General features: G+C 70.5%; 20 protein-coding genes and 1 pseudogene. 12 read left to right on the plus strand and 9 right to left on the minus strand.

Annotated elements, in window-relative coordinates; all coding sequences use genetic code 11:
* Nucleotides 1–50: 50 nt before the first annotated feature.
* Nucleotides 51–773, minus strand: coding sequence for a maleylpyruvate isomerase family mycothiol-dependent enzyme (locus ABZW60_RS31980; RefSeq protein WP_355483186.1), 723 nt, complete (start codon nt 771–773; stop codon nt 51–53).
* A gap of 31 nt (nt 774–804) precedes the next feature.
* Nucleotides 805–1,218 (minus strand): DUF4231 domain-containing protein, encoded by a 414-nt coding sequence (locus ABZW60_RS31985; RefSeq protein ID WP_355483188.1) that lies wholly within the window; start codon nt 1,216–1,218, stop codon nt 805–807.
* A 68-nt stretch (nt 1,219–1,286) separates the two neighbouring features.
* On the opposite strand from ABZW60_RS31985, the gene ABZW60_RS31990 reads away from it, so the two are divergent.
* The 6 genes from ABZW60_RS31990 to ABZW60_RS32015 all read left to right on the plus strand — a co-directional run bounded on the left by ABZW60_RS31990 (nt 1,287) and on the right by ABZW60_RS32015 (nt 8,715).
* Nucleotides 1,287–1,790 carry a MarR family transcriptional regulator gene (locus ABZW60_RS31990; protein WP_355483190.1) on the plus strand — a complete coding sequence of 168 codons (504 nt, stop codon included), beginning with the start codon at nt 1,287–1,289 and terminating at the stop codon, nt 1,788–1,790.
* 90 nt (nt 1,791–1,880) lie between these two features.
* Nucleotides 1,881–3,554, plus strand: a complete 1,674-nt coding sequence (locus tag ABZW60_RS31995; protein WP_355483192.1) for a methylmalonyl-CoA mutase family protein — start codon at nt 1,881–1,883, stop codon at nt 3,552–3,554.
* Nucleotides 3,475–5,265 carry an NAD-binding protein gene (locus ABZW60_RS32000; protein ID WP_355483194.1) on the plus strand — a complete coding sequence of 597 codons (1,791 nt, stop codon included), beginning with the start codon at nt 3,475–3,477 and terminating at the stop codon, nt 5,263–5,265. The genes ABZW60_RS31995 and ABZW60_RS32000 overlap by 80 nt, the downstream gene beginning before the upstream one ends.
* A gap of 52 nt (nt 5,266–5,317) precedes the next feature.
* A complete protein-coding gene (locus ABZW60_RS32005) occupies nt 5,318–6,268 on the plus strand; it encodes a tetratricopeptide repeat protein (protein WP_355483196.1) in 951 nt (316 codons plus the stop codon).
* Between the two features lie 93 nt (nt 6,269–6,361).
* Entirely contained in the window at nt 6,362–7,243 is an 882-nt protein-coding gene (locus ABZW60_RS32010; protein ID WP_355483197.1) for a MurR/RpiR family transcriptional regulator, read from the plus strand.
* Between the two features lie 47 nt (nt 7,244–7,290).
* Nucleotides 7,291–8,715, plus strand: a complete 1,425-nt coding sequence (locus ABZW60_RS32015; protein ID WP_355483199.1) for a hypothetical protein — start codon at nt 7,291–7,293, stop codon at nt 8,713–8,715.
* Between the two features lie 75 nt (nt 8,716–8,790).
* Here ABZW60_RS32015 and ABZW60_RS32020 read toward each other — a convergent pair whose 3' ends face one another.
* Nucleotides 8,791–9,534: a citrate/2-methylcitrate synthase gene (locus tag ABZW60_RS32020; RefSeq protein ID WP_355483765.1), complete on the minus strand. Its 744-nt coding sequence runs from the start codon at nt 9,532–9,534 to the stop codon at nt 8,791–8,793.
* 486 nt (nt 9,535–10,020) lie between these two features.
* Nucleotides 10,021–10,137: pseudogene (locus tag ABZW60_RS32025) on the minus strand (helix-turn-helix domain-containing protein); the annotation flags it as partial.
* A 73-nt stretch (nt 10,138–10,210) separates the two neighbouring features.
* Here ABZW60_RS32025 and ABZW60_RS32030 point away from each other — a divergent pair.
* Nucleotides 10,211–11,350 carry a citrate/2-methylcitrate synthase gene (locus ABZW60_RS32030; protein ID WP_355483201.1) on the plus strand — a complete coding sequence of 380 codons (1,140 nt, stop codon included), beginning with the start codon at nt 10,211–10,213 and terminating at the stop codon, nt 11,348–11,350.
* A gap of 180 nt (nt 11,351–11,530) precedes the next feature.
* Here the strand turns inward: ABZW60_RS32030 and ABZW60_RS32035 are convergent, their stop codons facing one another.
* Complete coding sequence (locus tag ABZW60_RS32035; RefSeq protein ID WP_355483203.1) at nt 11,531–12,970, minus strand: NAD(P)/FAD-dependent oxidoreductase; 1,440 nt, start codon at nt 12,968–12,970, stop codon at nt 11,531–11,533.
* A gap of 104 nt (nt 12,971–13,074) precedes the next feature.
* Between ABZW60_RS32035 and ABZW60_RS32040 the strand changes: the two genes are divergently transcribed.
* Both ABZW60_RS32040 and ABZW60_RS32045 read left to right on the plus strand, forming a co-directional pair.
* Entirely contained in the window at nt 13,075–13,446 is a 372-nt protein-coding gene (locus tag ABZW60_RS32040; protein ID WP_355483205.1) for a YciI family protein, read from the plus strand.
* Nucleotides 13,447–13,509: 63 nt separating this feature from the next.
* On the plus strand, nt 13,510–14,724 hold the full coding sequence (locus ABZW60_RS32045) for a sigma-70 family RNA polymerase sigma factor (protein ID WP_355483207.1): 1,215 nt from the start codon (nt 13,510–13,512) through the stop codon (nt 14,722–14,724).
* On the opposite strand, the gene ABZW60_RS32050 is transcribed toward ABZW60_RS32045, so the two are convergent.
* Entirely contained in the window at nt 14,708–15,130 is a 423-nt protein-coding gene (locus tag ABZW60_RS32050; protein WP_355483209.1) for a MerR family transcriptional regulator, read from the minus strand. The genes ABZW60_RS32045 and ABZW60_RS32050 overlap by 17 nt on opposite strands.
* Nucleotides 15,131–15,154: 24 nt before the next feature.
* Here ABZW60_RS32050 and ABZW60_RS32055 point away from each other — a divergent pair, with 24 nt between their 5' ends.
* Nucleotides 15,155–16,555, plus strand: a complete 1,401-nt coding sequence (locus tag ABZW60_RS32055) for an MFS transporter (protein WP_355483211.1) — start codon at nt 15,155–15,157, stop codon at nt 16,553–16,555.
* Here ABZW60_RS32055 and ABZW60_RS32060 read toward each other — a convergent pair.
* Nucleotides 16,503–17,450, minus strand: coding sequence for a sigma-70 family RNA polymerase sigma factor (locus ABZW60_RS32060; RefSeq protein WP_355483213.1), 948 nt, complete (start codon nt 17,448–17,450; stop codon nt 16,503–16,505). The two genes, ABZW60_RS32055 and ABZW60_RS32060, sit on opposite strands and share 53 nt — an antisense overlap.
* A gap of 101 nt (nt 17,451–17,551) precedes the next feature.
* On the opposite strand from ABZW60_RS32060, the gene ABZW60_RS32065 reads away from it, so the two are divergent.
* A complete protein-coding gene (locus ABZW60_RS32065; RefSeq protein WP_355483214.1) occupies nt 17,552–17,950 on the plus strand; it encodes a DUF4870 domain-containing protein in 399 nt (132 codons plus the stop codon).
* A gap of 10 nt (nt 17,951–17,960) precedes the next feature.
* Nucleotides 17,961–18,776, plus strand: coding sequence for an aminoglycoside phosphotransferase family protein (locus tag ABZW60_RS32070; protein ID WP_355483216.1), 816 nt, complete (start codon nt 17,961–17,963; stop codon nt 18,774–18,776).
* Here the strand turns inward: ABZW60_RS32070 and ABZW60_RS32075 are convergent.
* Complete coding sequence (locus ABZW60_RS32075) at nt 18,766–19,638, minus strand: GNAT family N-acetyltransferase (RefSeq protein ID WP_355483218.1); 873 nt, start codon at nt 19,636–19,638, stop codon at nt 18,766–18,768. The genes ABZW60_RS32070 and ABZW60_RS32075 overlap by 11 nt on opposite strands.
* 10 nt (nt 19,639–19,648) lie before the next feature.
* Nucleotides 19,649–21,877 (minus strand): 1,4-alpha-glucan branching protein GlgB, encoded by a 2,229-nt coding sequence (gene glgB, locus ABZW60_RS32080; protein WP_355483220.1) that lies wholly within the window; start codon nt 21,875–21,877, stop codon nt 19,649–19,651.
* Nucleotides 21,878–21,947: the final 70 nt, after the last annotated feature.

Raw genomic sequence — 21,947 nt, forward strand, 5'->3', positions numbered from 1 at the left:
TTCTCGGCTGTTGTGAAGGGAACGAACGGCAAGCCTCCCGGAGGACATCATCACTGCGACGCTTCGGAAATTCTGCCGCGGAACGCCCGCACCACGGCCGGATCGCCGTCGACCACGATCGCGTCCTCGCCGGCCCGCCCCCACAGCCACAGGTAGACCTGCGCCGGGTCCCCGGAGATCTCCGCCGCCGCGTCGCCTTCGGCGCCTTGCCGTACCTCGATACTCGTCGCGTCGGCGTGCACGGTCCAGGACCGGCCCGCGGCGGTGAGCCGCACGGCCGCGTCGATCGGGTACGCGGTGTCGCCCTCTTCCCACCACGGGCCGCCGACCGTCGGATAGAGGATCTCGTCGATCCCGTCGAGGGCCAGCCGGGGGTCGATCGGGCTGACCGCGTCGTGCGCCTGCTCGACGTCGATCCGGTGGACGACGGTCTCGTGCGCCATCCGCCGGTGCCAGAACGCCGACGTCGGGTCGCGTGGGCTGAACGTCCACGTCGGCGTGCCGGTCCCGGCCGCGGCCAGCGCGTCGACGATCGCCGCCCGGGCCTCGTCGTACCACTCCACGGTCGCGAGGCCGGAGAAGTCCGGCGGCCACGGGTCGGGGAGGGCTCCGAGTTTCAGCACCTCGACCTTGTGCACGTAGACCGTCGCGACGTGCCGCACCAGGTTGTCGACCGTCCAGCCCGGGCAACTGGGCACCGCAGCGTCGAGCCCGGTCCGCGCCACCTCACCGAGCCGGGCGCTCTCGGCCCGCACGTGCTCCAGAAAGTCCATGCCCGAACCATCGCAGAGCCCGTGGACAGTTTCAGAGGCTCCGCGCCTTCAGCGCCGCCTCCCAGTCCTCGGTCTCGCTGTGGCTGATCTCCACGACCCGCTCGGCGAGCAGCTTCACCGGGTCGCCGGCCTTCGCGTACCGGCCGGCCTTCTGGGAGTACAGCCAGGCCTCGTTCCGCAGCTCCTGCGCGGTCCGGGTGTATGTCGGGTACGAATCCTTGAACCCGAACAGTGTCCGGATCCCCTCGGCCAGCGCGATCACACCGCCCAGCGTCGGAGCCAGCCAGGTGGGCGCGTTGATGGCCACGGAGATCGCGATCACCAGGGCGGCGAGGAGCTGCACGGTCCCGAGCGCGCGGTACCAGATACGCGCGCGCCGGGCCTGCGCGGCGTACCAACGGAAGCGGATGCTGATCAACTGCTCGGCGGGCGCGTCAGTCCCCAACGTGGGGAAATCCGAATCTCTGAGTCTTCTCGACATGGTCAGAACAGTGTGGGGTTAAGGTTCCGCCCATGGCCAGGAAGAGGGCGTTGCCGTTCGATCCGATCGACGAGGCGTCGCGGCAGTGGGGCCGGCGCTGGGGTGCCGTCGAGCAGATGCGGGCGGTCACGTCGCTGATGCGCGCGCAGCAGATCGTGATCAACGAGCTCGACGAGATCCTCCGCAAGCACGGGCTGACATTTGCCCGGTTCGAGGCGCTGGTGCTGCTCACGTTCTCGCGCCGCGGGTCGCTGCCGCTGGGGAAGATGGGGGAGCGGCTCCAGGTGCACCCGACCTCGGTGACGTCGATCGTGCGCCGGCTGGAGGCGGCCGGGCTGGTGACCCGGACGCCGCACCCCGACGACGGCCGCGCGGTGCTCTGCGAGATCACCCCCGAGGGCCGCGACCTGGTCGAACGCGCCACCGCCGACCTGGTCGCCGCCGACTTCGCCCTGTCCGGCCTCACCGACGAGCAGCTGAAGATGCTCTGGTCCGTCCTCGAACCCCTCCGCCACAACGCCGGCGACTTCACCTGACCGAGCCCCGCACAGCCTCTGTGATGCACGCCGGATTGGAAATAGTTGGACGTCCTAGTACTTTGGGACCAGTCCCCGAGGAGGTCTGACATGGATGCCGAGCAGATCGCGGCCGGCCGGAGCCGGTGGCAGCAGCGGTACGACGCGGCGCGCACGCGGGAGGCGGACTTCACCACCTTGTCCGGCACCGAGGTCCAGCCGGTGTACGGGCCGCCGGAGGGGGTCGACGACCCGCGGATGGAGCGGATCGGCTGGCCGGGGGAGTTCCCGTTCACCCGCGGGCTGTATGCGACCGGGTACCGCGGCCGCACCTGGACGATCCGTCAGTTCGCCGGCTTCGGTAACGCCGAGCAGACCAACGAGCGGTACAAGATGATCCTGAACGGCGGCGGTGGCGGCCTGTCGGTCGCGTTCGACATGCCGACGCTGATGGGCCGCGACTCCGACGAGCCGAAGTCGCTCGGCGAGGTCGGGCACTGCGGTGTCGCGATCGACTCGGCAACCGACATGGACCGGCTGTTCAAGGACATCCCGCTGCAGGACGTCACCACGTCGATGACGATCTCCGGCCCCGCCGTGCCGGCCTTCTGCATGTACCTGGTCGCGGCCGAGCGCCAGGGTGCCGACATCTCGAAGCTGAACGGCACGCTGCAGACCGACATCTTCAAGGAGTACATCGCGCAGAAGGAGTGGCTGTTCCCGCCGGAGCCGCACCTGCGCCTGATCGGCGACCTGATGGAGTACTGCGCGACCACGATCCCGGCGTACAAACCGCTCAGCGTCTCCGGGTACCACATCCGCGAGGCCGGCTCGACGGCCGCGCAGGAGCTCGCCTACACCCTCGCCGACGGCTTCGGGTACGTCGAGCTCGGGCTGTCCCGCGGCCTGGACGTCGACGTGTTCGCGCCCGGCCTGTCGTTCTTCTTCGACAGCCACCTGGACTTCTTCGAGGAGATCGCGAAGTTCCGCGCGGCCCGCCGGATCTGGGCCCGCTGGCTGCGCGACGAGTACGGGGCGAAGACCGACAAGGCGCAGTGGCTGCGGTTCCACACCCAGACCGCGGGTGTCTCGCTGACGGCGCAGCAGCCGTACAACAACGTCGTCCGGACGGCCGTCGAGGCGCTCGCCGCCGTGCTCGGCGGGACCAACTCGCTGCACACCAACGCGCTCGACGAGACGCTCGCCCTGCCGAGCGAGGAGTCGGCCGAGATCGCGCTGCGGACGCAGTCGGTGCTGATGGAGGAGATCGGCGTCACCAACGTCGCAGACCCGCTCGGCGGGTCCTGGTACGTCGAGGCGCTCACCGACGAGATCGAGGCGGAGGCCGAGGAGATCTTCGCCCGGATCAAGGAGATGAGCCCGGACGAGTCGATGACCGGCGGCATCCTGCGCGGCATCGAGGACGGCTGGTTCATGGCCGAGATCGCCGACGCCGCGTTCGAGTACCAGCAGAAGCTCGAGAAGGGCGAGAAGAAGATCGTCGGCGTGAACACGCTGACTGACACGGTGTCCGGCGAGCTGGAGATCCTGCGGGTCTCGCACGAGGTCGAGGTCGAGCAGTGCCGGGTGCTGGCCGAGCGCAAGTCCCACCGCGACGAGGACCGGGTACGGCGTACGCTATCGGCTCTGGTGGAGGCGGCCAGCGGCACTGGCAACCTGATCGAGCCCATGCTGGAGGCGGTGCGTGCGGAGGCCACGATGGGGGAAATCTGTCACGTTCTTCGGGAACAGTGGGGAGAGTACCGAGAGCCCGCCCGGTTCTGACGAGCCGCCGTCCTCGGGGCAGGACGGCGCCCGCGATGCGCTCGACGGGCGCCGGGTCGTGGTCTGCGGCTCGGACCGGACGATGCTCCGGGTGGTCACCGAGCTGGTGAGCTCCGGCGAGCGGGTGACCGCGATCGTCAACCCGGCGTCGCGGCACTACGACCGGATCGGTGAGCTCGGCGCGACCGTGATGGGCGCGCGGGTGATCAGCGAGGGGCTGCTGCGCCGGGCCGGGGTCGACGCCGACGACGACGGTACGCCGTCCACCGCGCGCGCACTGGTGCTGCTGGACACCGACGACGTCCACAACGTGCACACCGCCCTCACCGCGCGGGACATGGATCCGGAGCTGCGGATCGTCGTACAGATGGTGAACCCGCGGCTGAGCAAGCAGCTGAACGACCTGCTCGGCGACTGCGTGGTGATCAACGGGCCGTCGCTGGCCGCGCCCGCGTTCGTGTCGGACGCGCTCGAGGACGACGAGCTGACCTGGATGGAGCTCGGCGGCCAGCGACTGGTGGTGGGGCCGGCCGATCTGATCCGTGAGCCGCACAGGACGGTGCTCGCCGACACCACCTCGTCGGCCACCCCGCAGTTGCTGCCGGCATCGAGCGCCGACCCGGACGGCGACATCGTGCTCGGCACCGGAGTGCGGCCGATCTGGCGCAGCCGCGACGTCCGTCCCGCGGGCTGGTTCATGGCGCTGCGCGACATCCTGGACAGCCGGGTGCGCAAGATCGCCGCGGTGATGGCGTTCCTGGTCGCGGGCGGTACGGCGGTCATCCACTTCTTCGGCGGGATCGAATGGTGGCGGTCGGTCTACCTCGCGGCCGGCGCGGTGACCTCGGCCGGGATCGAGGACGACGCGTTCTCCGAGGCCGACCCGTGGGTGAAGGTCGCGGCGGTCGCGGTGCAGCTGACCGGCATCGTGCTGATGGCGCTGCTGACCGCGGTCGTGGTCGACTCGCTGATCGGCGCCCGGCTGTCGCGGATCATCGGCGGCGTCCGCGGCCGGCCGCGCAACCACGTGGTGGTGTGCGGTCTCGGCACGGTCGGTGCGCGGGTGCTGGAGATCCTCACCGAGCGCGGCGTCGCCGTGGTCGGCGTCGACCAGGACGAGGACGCGCCCGGTGTCCTGGTCGCGCACCGGCTGCGGATCCCGGTCGTGATCGGGGACAGCAGCAACGAGGAGACGCTGCGGTCGGCGGGCGTCCAGCGTTGTCAGTCGGTGCTCGCGATCACCGACGGCGACATCACCAACCTGGAGTCGGCGATGGTGGTCCGGGACCTGAACCCGGACGCCCGGATCACGATGCGGATGTTCGACCACGACCTGGCGCAGCGGGTCGAGCGCCGGCTGGGCCTCGGTCACAGCCGGTCGGTGTCGATGCTGGTGGCGCCGGCGGTCGCGGCCGCGGTCGCGAACCGGCGCAAGCAGGTGACGATCCCGGCCGGACGCCGCGTGCTGCTGCTGACCGAGGTGAACGTCGAGTCCGGATCGGTCGCGGGCGGGCTGCGGCTCGGCGAGCTGGACGAGGCCGGCGGGCTGCGGGTGCTGGCCCGGCAGGACTTCGACGGTCCCTGGGACTGGGATCCGGAGCCGGACCGGGTGCTACGGCCGGGGGACCGGCTCGCGGTCGCCGGTACCCGCAGCGGGCTCGCCCGGCTGCTGATGGCGACCCGGGCGCAGCGCGGTTCGGCCGCGTCGTAGAGGATAGAGCTGTGGAGACACAGTTCAGTACGCACGGATTGCGAGGACAGTGGTGAGCCAGTCCAACTTCTCCCGTCCCGGGGCGATCGATCTGTCGGCCCTGCGCAAGCCTGGCGGTGCGCCGGCACCCGGCGGCCCGGCGGGCGGTGCTCCGGCCGGTGGCGGCGGTGCCGCGGGGTCGTACGTGCTGAACGTGAGCGAGCCGACCTTCCAGAGCGACGTCATCGAGCGCTCGCTGCAGGTCCCGGTGGTGGTCGAGTTCTGGTCGCCGCGCTCGCAGGCGTCGGTCGCGCTCGGCCCGGTGCTCGCGGCGCTGTCCACCGAGTACGCCGGGAAGTTCTTGCTCGCGCGGATCGACATCGACGCGAACCCGCAGCTGGCCCAGGCGGTTGGCGTCCAGACGGTTCCGCTGGTGATCGCCGTCCTGCGCGGGCAGGTCGTGCCGCTGTTCCAGGGCGCGCTCGGCGAGCCGGAGGCCCGGCAGTACCTCGACCAGCTGCTGACCGTCGCGGTCGCGAACGGGATCACCGGTCGCGCCGAGCCGGTCGGTCCGGCGGCGGCGGACGGGCCTGACCCGGACGAGGAGGAGGCGCCGAACCCGCGGTACGAGAAGGCCGAGAACGCGATCGGCGCGGGCGACCTGGACGGCGCGATCGCGGCGTACGAGGAGCTGCTGAAGGAGACGCCGAACGACGCCGAGGCGAAGTCGGGCCTGGCCCGGGTGCAGCTGGTGAAGCGGACGCAGGACGTGCCGGCCGACGTACGGACGCGGGCGGCCGACAACCCGGCGGACGTCGAGGCGCAGCTGCTGGTCGCTGACGTGGACCTGATGGGCGGGCACGTGGACGACGCGTTCGCGCGGCTGATCGCCACCGTCCAGGCGACCGCGGGCGACGAGCGGAACACCGTGCGGCTGCACCTGCTCGAGCTGTTCGAGGTCGTCGGCGCGGACGACGAGCGGGTCGTCAAGGCGCGTCGTCGGCTGATGGCTGCGCTCTTCTGACGGGGACGTTCCGAGCGGGTGTGAATCGGCTGGCCGGATCCGGTCGGTGTGAATTCTTGTAATTGGCGCTGAAGTGCTCTGAGAATTCTTCACATGAGCGCTGTCGAGTCACCGCCGCCGAGCCTGGAGGCACGGATCCACGGCCTGCTGCCGGCGCTCAGCCCGGCCCAGGCGCGGATCGCCGCGGAGGTCCTGCGGGACCCGGCGGCGGTCGCCTCGTCGACGATCGGGCAACTGGCGGCCCGGTGCGGGACGTCGCTGCCCAGCGTCACCCGCTTCTGTCTGGCGCTCGGCCTGTCCGGGTACGCCGAGCTGCGCCTGACGCTGGCGGCCGAGAGTGGCCGGACCAGTCCGAGCTGGGAGCGGGGGACCGGCTCCGAGGTCGGTCCGGACGACTCGCTGGACGACGTACTGCGGACGCTGCTGCGCGCCGACACCCGCGCGCTCGAGGACACCGTCGCGGCGCTCGACGTCGACGCGCTCGGACGCGCCGTCGAAGCGATCTCGAACGCCCGGCGGATCGACCTGTACGCCGTGGCCGGGTCGGCCGCCGTCGCCGAGGACCTGCGCCTGCGGTTGCACCGGATCGGGCGCGGCGCGAGCACCTGGAGCGACGTCCACACCGCGCTGGCCAGCTCCGCGCTGCTCGGCAGCGGGGACGTCGCGATCGGGATCTCGCACAGCGGCGAGACGATCGAGGTCCTGGAGCCGATGACCAGGTCGGGCCGGCAGGGCGCCACGACTGTTGCCATCACCAACTATCCGCGCTCGCCGCTGGCACGGGCGGCCGACATCGTGCTGGTCACCGCGGCCCGGGACGTCACGTTCCGCACCGGCGGCCTGTCCGGGCGGCACGCCCAGATGATCGTCCTCGACGCGCTCTACCTCGGCGTCGCGCAACGCGACTACCCGCTGGCCGAACAGGCCTTCGACGCCACGGCCGACGCGGTGTCGACGCACCGCCACCGTTCCTGAACTCCCGCACTCCCGCACTCCGTTCGACCGCCTTCCGAAGGAGAGTCATGCAGAGTCCACACCAGACCCTTGGCCCCAGCCGCCGCAGCCTGCTGCTCGGCGCGGGTGCCACCGCCATCACCGCGGCGACCGCCGCGACCGCCTCCACCGCAGCCGCCTCCACCGCTTCGGCTTCTGCGGCTTCGGCTTCCGCCGGGGCTTCGGCTGGGGCTGCTCTCGCGGGTGCGGCCGAGGTCGCCGTACCGTCGCCGGACGTGTTGCCGCTGACCGGGGGGCCGGACTTCCCGATCGGGTTGTTCTGGCCGCCGCACCCGTTCGCGAGCACCGCGGAACGGTTCGCCGAGATCAAGAACGCCGGGTTCGACTTCGTCATCTCCGGCAACTACGCCGGCGACGGCAACATCTTCACCTACCAGCTCGGGCTCGCCCGCGACGCCGGCCTGAAGATGCTGATCTCCGACGACATCCAGATCCGCAACATGGCCCGCTGGTTCTCGATCTCCGACACCACGACGGACTTCCTCAGCGTCACCCCGGCCGAGGCCAAGGAGCTCTACACCCGGGCCCGGAACGCGTACGGCCCGTACTCCTCGCTGGCCGGGTTCAACTTCTACGACGAGCCCGGCGCGGGCTGGTTCGCGACGCTGGCGAAGGCGCTGGCGATCTCCCGTGAGCTGGCGCCGCAGCTGCTGCCGTACATCAACCTGTTCCCGTCCGACGACGCCGCCTACTACCGCAGCTTCGTCGACGTGGTGAAGCCGTCGCTGATCTCGTTCGACCGGTACCCGCTGCTGTCCGAGGGCCGCGAGGACGCGAACTACTTCCACAACTGGGCGATCGTCCGCGACGCCGCGCTGCACGGCGACATCCCGTCCTGGGTGTTCATCCAGACGCTTGCCTACAACAACCATCGCGAGCCGACCGCGGCCGAGCTGCTCTGGCAGGTGAACGTCAGCCTCGCCTACGGCGCGAAGGGGATCCAGTACTTCACCTACTGGACGCCGGAGGCCGCCCGCGGCGAGGGGTTCGGGCCGGCGCTCATCACGGTGGACGGCGAACGCACCTCGCGGTACTACGCCGCGAAGCAGATCAACACCACCTGGCTGCACCAGGTCGGACGCGAACTCAAGCCGCTGGTGTCCGAGACCGTCGAGCACGTCAACGAGACGCCGCTGCCGAACGGGACCGTCGGCTTCACCCCGACGAGCCTGGTGTCAGGAATCTCCGGAAATCCGGTCGTCGTCGGCACGTTCCGCCCCCGGGACACGGCCTCGGGCGACCGCTGGCTCCTGGTCACCAACCGCTCCCACAGCACCCGCGCCCGGGCGGTGGTCTCGCTGAACAGCCAGACCGTCGGGTCGGCCGGGTTGTTCCAGCCGTCCCGCCAGCAGTACGCCCCCCAACGCGTAGGCCAGCTCCCCCTAACCCTCGCCCCAGGCGCCGCAACCCTCCTCAAGCTCACCGCCAAGTAGGGGTTGCCCTCTCAACTGGAGGGTTGCCTGCTCGATATTTCAGCGGGCAACCCTCCAACTCGAGGGGCAAGCGGATCAGGTCGTTTGGCCCGTGTAGACGCCCATGGTGCGGAAACGGAGGGCTGGGGCCGCGTACTCCTCCAGGGCGTGCGCGGTCCAGCCCACCATCCGGGCCAGGGCGAACAGGGCGTCCCCGGCGTCCGGGCGGAAGCCGTACGCATGCATGATCGCGGCGATGGCGAGATCGCTGTTCGGGAACGTCGGCGTGCGCTCGGCGATCGCGTGGATCGTGCCGACGATCGGGTGATCGCCGAGCAGGCCGAGCAGTACGTCGGCGCGCGGGTCGCGGTGCTGGTAGATCCGGTGGCCGAAGCCGGGGACGGGTTCGCCGGAGCGCAGTTGGTCGGAGAGCGCCTTCAGGGGGTCTTGTCGGGCGCGCTCCAGGAACTCGTAGGCGAGGGTCGGTGCGGCGCCGTGGTACTGACCGTCGAGCGCGCCGAGGCCGGCCGAGATGACGGCGTACAGGTTCGCGCGGGCGCTGGCGGCGACCCGGGCCGCGATGGTCGAGACCGCGAGCCCGTGGTCGGCGAGCAGGATCAGCGCGGCGTCGAGCACCTCCGGCCGCGGCTCCTGGTCGGAGAACTTCGGCCAGAGTCTCCCGCCCAGTGTCGTACCGGCGGTTGCCGGTCCCGGCAGCGCCGCGATCAGCGTCCCGATCAACCTCCCGGCCGCAGCCGTCACCGAAGCCGCCGACACATCGAACCGCAACGGATCCGCAGCCCCCAGAACAGCCACCGCCACCCGCAACCGATCCGTCAACCGAGCCCCCTCCGGCACAACCCCCATGGCCCTTCGGGCCAGCTCCACCTCGTGCCCCCGAACCCCGAACAAACCCGTCTCCGGCCCCGCATCCCCTCCGCCAGCAGTACCAGCGCCTGTGGCGCCAGCAGTACCAGCGCCTGTGGCGCCAGCAGTACCAGCGCCTGTGGCGCCCGCAGTACCAGCGCCTGCGGCGCCCGCAGTACCAGCGCCTGCGGCGCCCGTGGCGCCGGCCGTACCTGCGCCCGTGGCGCCCACAGGGCCGTCCTGGGGGAGTTGGCCGGTCCAGAGGAGGGTGGCTACCTGCTCGACGGTGGCGGTGGTGGCGAGGGTGTGGGCGGGGTGGCCTCGGTAGTGGAGGGTGTCGTCTTGGAGGAGGGTGAGTTCGGATTCGATGCGTTCGACGACGCCTGAGTGCTCGACGGAGCGGGCGGCGAGGCGTTCTACGTCGGCGGCGGGGAACAGGCTGCCGCGGCGGCCGCGGGCGCGGACGCTGGTGAGTAGACCGCGGCTGACGTACGCGTAGACCGTCGCCGGCTTCACCTGCAGACGACGCGCCACCTCGGCGGTGGTCAGGTAATTCTCGTCACCTTCGGCCGGCATCCACGCTCCTCGCAGCACTCATGTTGACTGGATCAATATTGACAACTATTGATTGCCTGTCAACCCTGAAGATATGTCAACAACGATCAACGTCCCGCCCGGCCTGCGCAACGTCGTCGTCACCGAGACGACCCTCGGCGACGTCCGCGGCGACGAGGGGTTCTACCACTACCGCCAGTACTCGGCGATCGATCTCGCCAAGTCCAAGACGCTCGAAGACGTCTGGTACCTGATGTTCGAGGGCCACCTCCCGACCGACGCCGAGCGCGACCGGTTCGTCGCCGAGCTCGCCCCGCTGCGCGTCCTCCCCGACGAGGTCAGCGCGGTCCTTCCGGCGATCGCGACCGCCGGCGCGACGTTCAACCCGCTCGCAGGCCTCCGCACTGCGCTGTCGCTGCTCGCCGCCGTACGCGGTCTGCCGCCGCTGTGGGACGCCGACCCGGCCCGGCGCAAGGCCGACGCGATGCTGGTCTGCGCGGTGACGCCGACCATCCTCGCGGCTCTCTACCGGCTCCGCGAGGGACAGCAGCCGCTGAAGCCGCGCGCCGACCTCTCGGCGGCCGAGAACTGGCTGTACCTGGTGACCGGCCACGAGCCCACCGCCGTCCACGCAACCGCGATCGAGCACTACCTGATCTCGACCGTCGACCACGGCTTCAACGCGTCGACGTTCACCGCGCGGGTGATCGCCTCGACCGGCGCGGACGTGGTCGCGGCCGTGGCCGGCGCGATCGGCGCGTTCTCGGGCCCGCTGCACGGCGGCGCCCCGGACCGCGCCCTGGCCAGCCTCGACGAGATCGGGACGCCGGACCGGATCGACGACTGGGTCCGTGCGAAGGTGTCCGCGGGCGACCGGATCATGGGCTTCGGGCACGCGGTGTACCGCACCGAGGACCCGCGCTCGCTGATGCTGCGCGACATCGCCCGCGGGATCGGCGGCGAGCTGGTGGACTTCGCGACCACGGTCGAGCAGCGCATCGTCGACGTGCTCGCCGAGCTCAAGCCGGGCCGCAACCTGTACGCCAACGTCGAGTTCTACGCCGGTGTGATGATGGAGCTCTGCGGCATCCCACGCGCCATGTTCACGCCGACGTTCGCGGTCAGCCGGATCATCGGCTGGTCGGCCAACATCCTCGAGCAGTCCACCGACCCGAAGATCATCCGCCCGATCGCCACGTACGTAGGCCCGCAGCCACCCGTACCCGTTCCCTGACCCCCCGCCGGATAACCAACCCGAACACCCACACCGCCCCACACCGCCCCACACCTCGGGGGTTGCCCCCTCAGATGGTGGGTTACCCCCTGGGAATCTGAGGGGGCAACCCACCATTCGAGTGGTCAACCAAGGTTTACGGCGGACAGGCGGCGAGACTGGCGTGGGGGTGGGTGGAGGTCAGTCCCGGGTGAACTGCATGGTGCCGTCGTCGAGGCGGTTGTAGCGGAGGGTCAGCAGGTCGCGCGGGTAGTTCTGCCGCAGCCGCCACGGGCCTTGGGTGCCTTGGCGGGGGAGGAGGGCGGCCGCGCGGCGGATGTAGCCGGAGGTGAGGTCGACGACCGGGCGGGGCGGGGCGTCGTACTCGGCGGGGTCGATCTCCGGGACGCAGATCCGGGTGCCGGTGGCGGTGAGGTGGTTGAGCAGCCGGCAGACGTACTGCGAGGTGAGGTCGGAGCGCAGCGTCCACGAGTTGTTGGTGTAGCCGATGCACCAGGCGAGATTCGGGACGCCGCTGAGCATCATGCCCTTGTAGACGAAGGTGTCGTGCGGCGCGACCGGCCGCCCGTCGACCGTCACCTCGATGTTGCCGAGCGCAACCATACGGAGGCCGGTCGCGGTGACCACCAGATCGGCGTCCAGTTCCCGGCCGGACCGCAGCCGCAGCCCGGTCGGGACGAACCGGTCGATCTCGTCGGTCACCACCGACGCCGAGCCGTTGCGCAGCGCCTTGAACAAGTCGGCATCCGGGACCAGGCAGAGCCGCTGGTCCCAGGGTTTGTAGCGCGGCGTGAAGTGCGGATCGACCGGGATCGACTCCGGCAACTGCTTGGCCACGGTGCTGTTCAGCAGCCACGCCGCGTGCGCCGGCCACTTCCGGAACGCGCCGTACACCGCGGTGCTCAACGCGACGTTCTTCCCGCGGATCACCCGGTGGGCGAGCTTCTCGGGCAGCACAGCGCGGATCCGGTCGGACATCGCGTCCCGCGCCGGACGGGAGGCGACGTAGCTCGGCGACCGCTGCAGCATCGTCACATGCTCCGCCGTCCCAGCCATCGCGGGCACCAGCGTCACCGCGGTCGCCCCGCTGCCGATCACGACCACGCGCTGGCCGGTGTAGTCCAGCTGGTCCGGCCAGTGCTGCGGGTGCACGATCCGCCCCTGGAAGTCGTCCTTGCCGTCGAAGTCGACGACGTACCCCGCGTCGTAGTCGTAGTACCCGCTGCACACGTAGAGGAACGAGCACGTGTACGCCGTGTCCGCGGTCCGCACCGTCCACAGCGCGTCCGCCGACGACCACGAGGCGCGCACAACCCGCTGACCGAAGCGGATGTGCTTGTCGATCCCGTACGCCGCCGCGGTCTCGTGCAGGTAGTCGAGGATGGCCGGACCGTCCGCGATCGCCTTCGCCGCCTTCCACGGGTGGAACGGGAACCCGAGCGTGAACATGTCGGAGTCCGACCGCACCCCCGGGTACCGGAACAGGTCCCAGGTGCCGCCGAGCGCGTCGCGGCCCTCCAGGACGGCGTACGTGCGGTCCGGGCAGCGCGTCTGGATCCGGTACGCCGCGCCGATGCCGGACAGGCCGGCGCCGACGACGAGGACGTCGAGGTGCTCCATGTACCCCACGGTAATAAAGATTCTTCCCGGGCGTTGTCGATTCCGTGTCGGGGCGTTCGTCAGCAAGATATCCAAGTAACCGGCGCTAGACGAGGGAGTCTGAGATGGCGCAGTACATGTTCCTGCTGTTCGACAGCGAGGAGTGGTACGACAACCTGACCCGCGACGAGTGGCAGCAGGCGATGAAGCTGCACGGCGAGTTCGCGGCGGCGGTGGAGAAGGCCGGGGCGCGGATCCTCGGCGGGGAGGCGCTGGAGCGGTCCAGCACGGCCAGCACGGTCAAGAACCGGGAGGGCGCGGAGCCGCTGGTCACCGACGGCCCGTTCATCGAGACCCGGGAGGCGCTCGGCGGCTTCTACGTCATCGAGGCCCGCGACCTCGACCAGGCGCTGGAGCTGGCCAAGCTCTGCCCGTCGGGCAACGTCGAGGTCCGGCCCGTGATGCCGACGTCCGAGGACGCCGCACCGCCGGCCTGAAGACGACTCGGGTACGCCGATGCTCTGCCCGTCGGCGTACCCGTTGCCGAGACAGGGGGAGAAGTGACCGAGGCCGTGGAGGTGACCCGGGTGGTGGACCGGGTGCACCGGGAGAGCTGGTCGACCGTGCTGGCGTCCGTGGTCCGGCTGACGCGGGACCTGGACCTGGCGGAGGACTGTACGCAGGACGCGTTCGTCCGGGCGCTGCGGACCTGGCCGGACGGGATCCCGGACAATCCGGCGGGCTGGCTGACGACGGTCGCCCGGCGGCTGGCGCTGGACGGGCTGCGCCGCGAGACCAACCTGCGGCGGAAGCTTCCGCTGCTGGTGGAGGAGCCGGGCGAGACCGAGCAGCCGACGGATCCACTGCGGCTGGTGTTCACCTGCTGCCACCCGGCGCTGGCGCGGGAGTCACAGGTGGCGTTGACGCTGCGGCTGATCTGCGGCCTGACCACGCGCGAGGTCGCCGCGGTGCTGCTGATCGCCGAGGCGACGGCGGCGGCGCGGATCACCCGGGCGAAGAAGAAGATCGCGGCGGCCGGGATCCCGTACCGCATCCCGGCCGACCACGAGCTGCCGGCGCGGATGGACGTGGTGCTGACCGTCGTCCACCTCGTCTACACGGCCGGGTACGTCGCGACCGGCGCGGAGCTGACCCGGACGGACCTGACCGGGCGGGCGATCGAGCTGGCGCGGATGCTGGAGCGGTTGATGCCGGACGAGCCGGAACCGCAGGCGCTGCTCGGGTTGCTGTTGATGACCGAGGCGCGCGGCGATGCGCGGGTCAGCGCCGACGGCGAGCTGGTCCTGCTGGCGGACCAGGACCGGTCGCGCTGGAACGGGAAGCTGCTGGCCGAGGGGGTCGCGCGGGCGACGGCGGCGCTACAGCGCGGGCACGGGCGGTTCGCGCTCCAGGCGGCCGTCGCCGGTCTGCACGTGACCGCGCCGTCGTGGGAGCAGACGGACTGGCCCCAGGTGGTCCGGATGTACGACGCGATGATGGTGAGCTGGCCGACCCCGATCGTCGCGCTCAACCGGGCGGCCGCGCACAGCCTGGTCCCCGGCGCTGACCTGGAGGCGGTGCTCACCGAACTGGATGCCCTGAGCAAAGAACCGGCCCTCGCGACCTACGCCTACCTGCCGGCGACCCGCGCGGACGTCTGCACCCGGCTGGGGCGCCAGGCCGAGGCAGCCGAGGCCTACGCGCAAGCCATCCAGCTCACCGCCAACGAAACCGAACGCCGCTTCCTCACCACCCGCCTCAAGAGTCTGCGGTAGGCGCCCACAGCCGGTCCGCGTCGCCGGCTTCGAGGCGGCCCCGGTAGACGTCGATCTTGTGGTCGATGAGTTCGAGGCTCTCGCTGAGTGCGGCGAGCTGGGTGAGGATCTCCGCGCGATGCGTCTCCAGCAACTCCAGGCGGTCCTTCTCGTTACCGCGACCGGCGGTGACGAGCTCGGCGTACTTGCGGATGGTGCGGATCGGCATCCCGGTGGCGCGGAACCGGGTGCAGATCTTGATCCAGTCCAGGTCGATCTGGCGGTAGCGGCGGCGCCCGCCGGCGGTGCGGTCGACGGTGGTGACGACCAGGCCGGCGCGCTCGTAGTACCGCAGCGTGTGGACGCTGACACCGGTCCGCTCGGCGGCCTCGGCGATGCTGATCCCGCGTTCATTGACTTCGAGCACGCTCTAAATCCTAGCGTGGCCGGTATGACTACGCTCGAGGCAACCGTCGGCGTCCGCCGGTACACCGTGCTCGCGATCTGCTGCGCCAGCCTGCTCGTCTCGGTGATGGACATCTCGATCGTGAACATGGCGCTGCCCGCGATCCGCGACGACCTCGGCGCCTCGACGGCCGGTCTCCAGTGGACCGTCGACGCCTACACCCTGGTGCTGGCGAGCTTCCTGCTGCTGGCCGGCTCCACCGCCGACCGGTTCGGCCGCAAACGCATGTTCCGCCTCGGCCTGATCGTCTTCGGCCTCGGCTCGCTGCTCTGCAGCCTCGCCCCGACCATCGAGGCGCTGGTCGCCGCCCGCGCCGTCCAGGCGGTCGGCGGCACGCTGCTGAACCCGGTCGCGATGGCGATCGTGGTGACGGTCTTCCCGGACCGCGCCGAGCGCGCCCGCGCGATCGGGATCTTCGGCGCGACCGCCGGGCTCTCGCTCGTCCTCGGCCCGATCCTCGGCGGCGCGCTCGTCGACAGCTTCGGCTGGCGCTCGGTCTTCTGGGTGAATCTGCCGATCATCGCGCTCGCGGTGCTCTTCACCAGCTTGTACGTGCCGGAGTCCCGCGCCGCCCGTGGCCGCCGCTTCGACCCGGTCGGCCAGCTCCTGGTGGTGCTGGTCCTCGGCAGCGCGGTGTCCGCGATCATCGAGCAGGACGCGTGGCGGACGCCGTTGATCGTCACAGCCGCCGTCGCGGCGGTGCTGTTGATCGCGTACGAGCGCCGCCGGGAGGAGCCGCTGCTCGAACTGCGGCTCTTCCGCAGCATCCCGTTCAGCTCCGCGGTGGTGATCGCGATGGTCGCGTACACCGGGTTCGGCGCGTTCCTGTTCGTCACCACGCTCTACCTGCAGAGCATCCGCAACCTGTCCGCCCTGGACGCGGGCCTGTGCCTGCTGCCCGTCGGCCTGCTCATCACCGTGCTCTCGCCGCTCACGGGCCGGGTGGTGGGCGCGCGCGGCCCGCGGCTGCCGCTCGTCGTCGCCGGTACGGCGCTGACGCTCGGCGCGATCGCCTCGCTCGGGATCGGACCGGCCACCCCGCTGCCCGTCGTGCTCGGGATCTTCCTGCTGTTCGGCGTCTTCCTCGGCACGATCAACCCGCCGATCGCGAACTCGGCCGTGTCCGGCATGCCCGCGTCGATGGCGGGCGTGGCCGGGTCGCTCGCGTCGGTCGGCCGGCAGACCGGTACATCGCTCGGCGTCGCGGTCGCGGGGTCGATCATCGGCACCGCGGCCGCGACACCGGCCGACCCGCAGCGGTTCGTCCACGCCGAGCACATCGTCTGGTGGCCGACGGTCGCGATCGGCCACGTCGTACTGGCGCTGGCCCTGTTCAGTACGAGCCGCCGCGCCCATCGGACTGTGCAGGTAGACCGAAACGCGTGACGAGGCCCGGGTCGCTGAACACGTGGATGTGCGTGAGACCGGTCCGAGTCGGCGTGAGTACGGCGACGCCGTACGGCTCGCCCTTGAAGTACGCGCCCACCGCGGGCTGGCCGTTCGCGACGATCGGGAGCATCCGCCAGTCACCCGGATCGCCGACCGCGGAGGCCAGCAGGCGCAGGCACAGCACGCGGCCGTCGAACCAGGTCGTCGTCCCGACCATCTCGATCGCGGCGTCCGCGCGGAGGGCCCGTTCGAGCGCCGCGGTGTCGGCGTTCTCGAAGCCGGTGATGTAGTCGTCGAGCAGAGCGCGAGCCACGGGGTCGGTCGGCTCCACCACCTCGTCCTGGGACGGCGCCGTCTCGTCGAGGCGGGCCCGTGCGCGCTGCAGGGTGCTCTTCACGGCCGCGACCGAGGTGTCGAGCATCTCCGCCACCTCCGCCGCCGGGAACGCCAGCACCTCGCGCAGGATCAGCACAGCGCGCTGCTTGGGCGGCAGGTACTGCAGGGCGGCGATCAGCGCCAGCCGAAGACTCTCCCGCAGCGTGACGATCGCGGCGGGATCGGAGGCGACGAGCGACTCGGCGATCGGCTCCAGCCAGGCCGTCCCGTCCGGCTCGGCGGGTGGCGGGGCGGCGAGGTCCGTACTCGGTGCGGCGATCCCCGACGGCAGCGCCCGGCGGCGGCGTTGCTCGAGCGCGGTCAGGCACACGTTGGTCGCGATGCGGTACAGCCACACCCGCACCGACGACCTGCCCTCGAAGTCGTCCCACGACCGCCAGGCCCGCAGGTACGTCTCCTGCACCGCGTCCTCGGCCTCGTGCACCGAGGCGAGCATCCGGTAGCAGTGTGCGAGCAACTCCTTCCGGAACGGCTCGGTCACGCCGAACTCGCGCACCACGACTCCCTCCGCCGTCACAGCCCGACCGCCATCGCCAGATCCTTTCGTTGCAGCTCTGTCACCGGTACAGACCGAGAACGCCGGGACAAGGAATCGGTGTGCTTGACTTGAGTATGGCTACGCCGAACGCGGGGTCGCCGTTGGCGGCCTCGGAAGAGCGCACGTGGGCGATGGTCGCGCACATCGGGGTGCTGGTCGCGGCCTGGTTCGCGATGGGGTTCCTGTGCCCGCTGATCATCTGGCTGATCTTCCGCTACCGCTCGGACTTCGTCCGCCGGCACGCGGTGGAGTCGCTGAACTTCCAGCTCTCGCTGCTGATCTACTCGGCGGTCGCGGCCGTGCTGATCTTCTTCACGCTCGGGCTCGGGGTGCTGATCGTCGTGCCGCTGCTGGTGATCGGGGCGATCGCGGCGCTGGTGGTGATCATCCTCGCGACGGTCGCCGCCTCCGGTGGGAAGGACTACACGTACCCGTTGACGATTCGCCTCGTCCATTAGGGTCGGCCCGGTGGAGCTCATCGGGCAGGGGATGGAAGGCGCCGTCTACGACCTCGGCGACGGGACGGTCCGCAAGGTCTGGTTCGACCGGCGGCCGGAGGACGTGCTGCCGCTGCGGGCGTTCCTCGACGAGCTGCCGGAGCTGCCGTTCCGGACGCCGCGGATCCGGGAGATCGCCGCGGCGGAGAACGGGCTGGCGATCACCGTCGAGGACAAGCTGACCGGGGTGCCGCTGCACGAGGCCGGGCTGCCGGAAGAGGTCGGCCTGGACGCGTTCGTCACGGTGGTCGAGGCGTTGCGAGGGACGACTCCGGGGCCGGCGAGCAGGCTGCTGCCGGCGGTTGGCGAGTCGTTCTGGGAGCGGTCGTGGGGTGCGAGTCTCGCGGCGCTCGTACGACGTCGTGCGCAGGTCTCGCAGGGCTATCTGGAGCGCGACGTACCTGATTTCTCCCAACTGCTGCAGGAAACGCTCGACGCCCTCTCCCAGCTCGATTCCGACGGCTTGAGCGTGGTCCACGGGGATATCTGTCCGCCCAACCTGTTGATGGAAGGGGAGCGGGTGGCGGCCGTGCTGGATTGGGGGTTCTTGTCGACCGCCGGGGACAGCACGTTCGAGGCGTCGCTGGCGGCGGGGTTCTTCGACATGTACTCACCGGACGCCCGGCGGTTGGACGACCTGCTGACCGAGCGGTTCGCAGGACTGGGGCACGACCGCGAACGGATGCGGCTCTACCGCAAGGCGTACGCGATCATCACCGCGACGGTCTACGACGAGAACGCCGCCGACGGCCACTACACCTGGTGCGTCAACCAGCTCACGAGGTGATGGGGGAGCCGTTGCTGAGGTTGTGGAGCTGATCGGGGGCGGCGAGGATCATCGGGAGCCGGCGGGCGTTGAGCGGCGAGACCAGGCCGGCCAGTTCGTCCGGCGCGCGCCAGGAGATCGAGCGGATCTCGAAACCGTCCGGCCGCAGACGGTCGATCAGGGACGGGTCGTGGACGCCGCCGTCGTACAGGATCTCGACCGCGTCGCCCCAGCCTTCCCACCGCGGCAGCCAGTCGATCGCGAGGATGCCGAGCAGCGGCAGCGCCGTACCGAGCTCTTCCTCCATCTCCCGCGAGGCACCGGTCGCCGGGTCCTCGTCCGGCTCGACCACTCCGCCCGGCAGCTCCAGGTCCTTCTTGTAGCTGACCTGGCACAACAGCACCCGTCCGAGAGTGTCGCGGACGACGACGTGCGCGATCACCCGCTTCTTCGGCAGCGCCGAGTCCATCAGCGCGGTCCAGCCCGTCACCGTGTCCGGCCGCGCATCGTCCACGCGCATGCCGTAGATGGCCACGTCGCGGCGCTCGCCCTCGACCAGCGCGGCCCCGCGCAGCACGCCCTCGCGCCGGAAACCGGACCGGATCGCGACCCGGGCGGACGAATGCAGCTCCACGTCCACCTCGACCTGCAGTCGCTCCAGACCGAGCTCACCGAACGCGTACTCGCTCAGCAACCGGAGCGCACGCTGCGCGATCTCCGTGCCGCCGTCCAGCGCCCACACCACCAGACCGACACCCGGCGTGGTCCGGCGGACCTCGACGGTGCCGACCGGCTGCCCGTTCTCGACGTCGAACCTGACGACCACCTCGTCGTCGAGTGCGAGTCGCAGCGTCAGGTCACCATCGGTCAGCGGAGCGGTCACGCCGTGAACGCTACCCGGTGAACCGCAGGTACACCGTCGCCAGGGGTGGCACGGACAGCTCAGCGCTGCTGTCCAGCCCGTGCCACGGCGTCCCGTTGGCCTCCACCGCACCGAAGTTGCCGACACCGGACCCGCCGTACGACGCGGCGTCGGTGTTGACGACCTCCTCCCAGCGACCGGCGTACGGCAGGCCGAGCCGGTAGCCGTGGTGCGGGACCGCGGAGAAGTTCGCGACGCACGCCACGGTCGGCTCGCCCTCCTCGCCGTACCGGACGAAGGAGAACACGTTGTTGCCGGCGTCGTTCGCGTCGATCCAGCTGAACTTCTCCGCCGCGTGGTCGGTGCGCCAGAACGCCGGGTTGTCCTTGTAGACACGGTTCAGGTCACGGACCAGGTCCTGCAGGCCCTGGTGGTCGCTGTGATCCAGCAGCCACCAGTCCAGCTCGCCCTTCTCCGACCACTCCGACTCCTGGCCGAACTCGCACCCCATGAACAGCAGTTGCTTGCCCGGGTGCGCCCACATCATCGCGAGATAGGCGCGCAGGTTCGCGAGCTGCTGCCACCGGTCGCCCGGCATCTTGCGCAGCAGCGAGCCCTTGCCGTGCACGACCTCGTCGTGGGACAGCGGGAGGACGAAGTTCTCGGAGTACGCGTACATCATCGAGAACGTCATCTCGTGGTGGTGGAACTGGCGGTGCACAGGCTCGTGCTCCAGGTAGCGGAGCGAGTCGTTCATCCAGCCCATGTTCCACTTGAAGCCGAACCCGAGCCCGCCGAGGTGCGTGGCCCGGGTGACGCCCGGCCAGGACGTCGACTCCTCGGCCACCGTGATCACGCCCGGGACCCGCTTGTAGAGCGTCGCGTTCATCTCCTGCAGGAACGACACGGCCTCGAGGTTCTCCCGGCCGCCGTACTGGTTCGGCACCCACTGCCCGTCGGAGCGCGAGTAGTCCAGGTAGAGCATCGAGGCGACCGCGTCCACCCGCAGGCCGTCGATGTGGAACTCCTCGGCCCAGTAGATCGCGTTCGCCACCAGGAAGTTCCGCACCTGCGGACGGCCGAAGTCGAAGACCAGCGTGCCCCAGTCGGGCTGCTCGCCGCGGCGCGGGTCCGGGTGCTCGTACAGCGGCGTCCCGTCGAACCGGGCCAGCGCCCAGGCGTCCTTCGGGAAGTGCGCCGGCACCCAGTCCACGATCACGCCGATCCCGGACTGATGCAGCCGGTCGACCAGGAACCGGAAGTCGTCGGGGTCGCCGAAGCGCGACGTCGGCGCGAAGTACGACGTGACCTGGTAACCCCACGAGCCGCCGAACGGATGCTCCATCACCGGCATGAACTCGACATGGGTGAAGCCCATCTCGTTGACATAGGCAACGAGCTCGTCGGCCAGCTCACGGTACGACCTGCCCTTGCGCCAGGAGCCGAGATGCACCTCGTACACACTCATCGGCTCGGCGTAGGCCTGCGCCGCGGCGCGCCGCTCGATCCACGCGGCGTCGTCCCACTCGTACGTCGACTCGTGCACGACGGACGCGTTCGCCGGGGGAGTCTCGGCCAGGTTCGCCATCGGGTCGGCCTTCTGCCGCCAGACACCGTCGCGGCCGCAGATGTCGAACTTGTACCGCGTCCCCGGGCCGACGCCGGGCACGAACAGCTCCCACACGCCGGAGGAGCCGAGCGACCGCATCGGATGCGCGCGGCCGTCCCAGAAGTTGAAGTCGGCCGTCAGCCGGATGCCCTGCGCGTTCGGCGCCCAGACCGCGAACGACGTACCGGTCACGGCGCCGGCCGGTCCTTCGTAGCGGCGGACGTGCGCGCCGAGCACGGTCCACAGCTGCTCGTGACGGCCTTCGCCGATCAGGTGCAGGTCGACCTCGCCGAGCGACGGGAGATACCGGTACGGGTCGTCGACCTCGGTCGCGGGACCGTCGGTGTAGGTGACCTCGAGCCGGTAGTCGGGGACCTTGTCGACGTCCAGCACACCGACCCAGACGCCGTCGTACTCGTGGCGCAGGTCGAGCCGCCCGCCGTCGTACAGCACCGTGACACTGTTCGCGTACGGACGGAGCGCGCGGACCGTCACACCGTGCTCGCCGAGATGCGGGCCGAGCACGTGATGGGGATCGTGGAACGTGCCGGCGACCAGTCGCTCGAGGTCGGTCCGGGCGACCGGAACCGCTGTCACCACAGGCTTGTCGGCCGACACCACCGGCTCCTCAAAAGCTTCACGCTCTCCCATAGACCCCATCCTGCCCGATCACGTCGTCGTTCACCGCACCCCGTACCCGTCGAGTCCCGAAGTACACAAA

This window comes from Kribbella sp. NPDC003557 (genome assembly GCF_040610805.1).
Lineage (GTDB): Bacteria > Actinomycetota > Actinomycetes > Propionibacteriales > Kribbellaceae > Kribbella.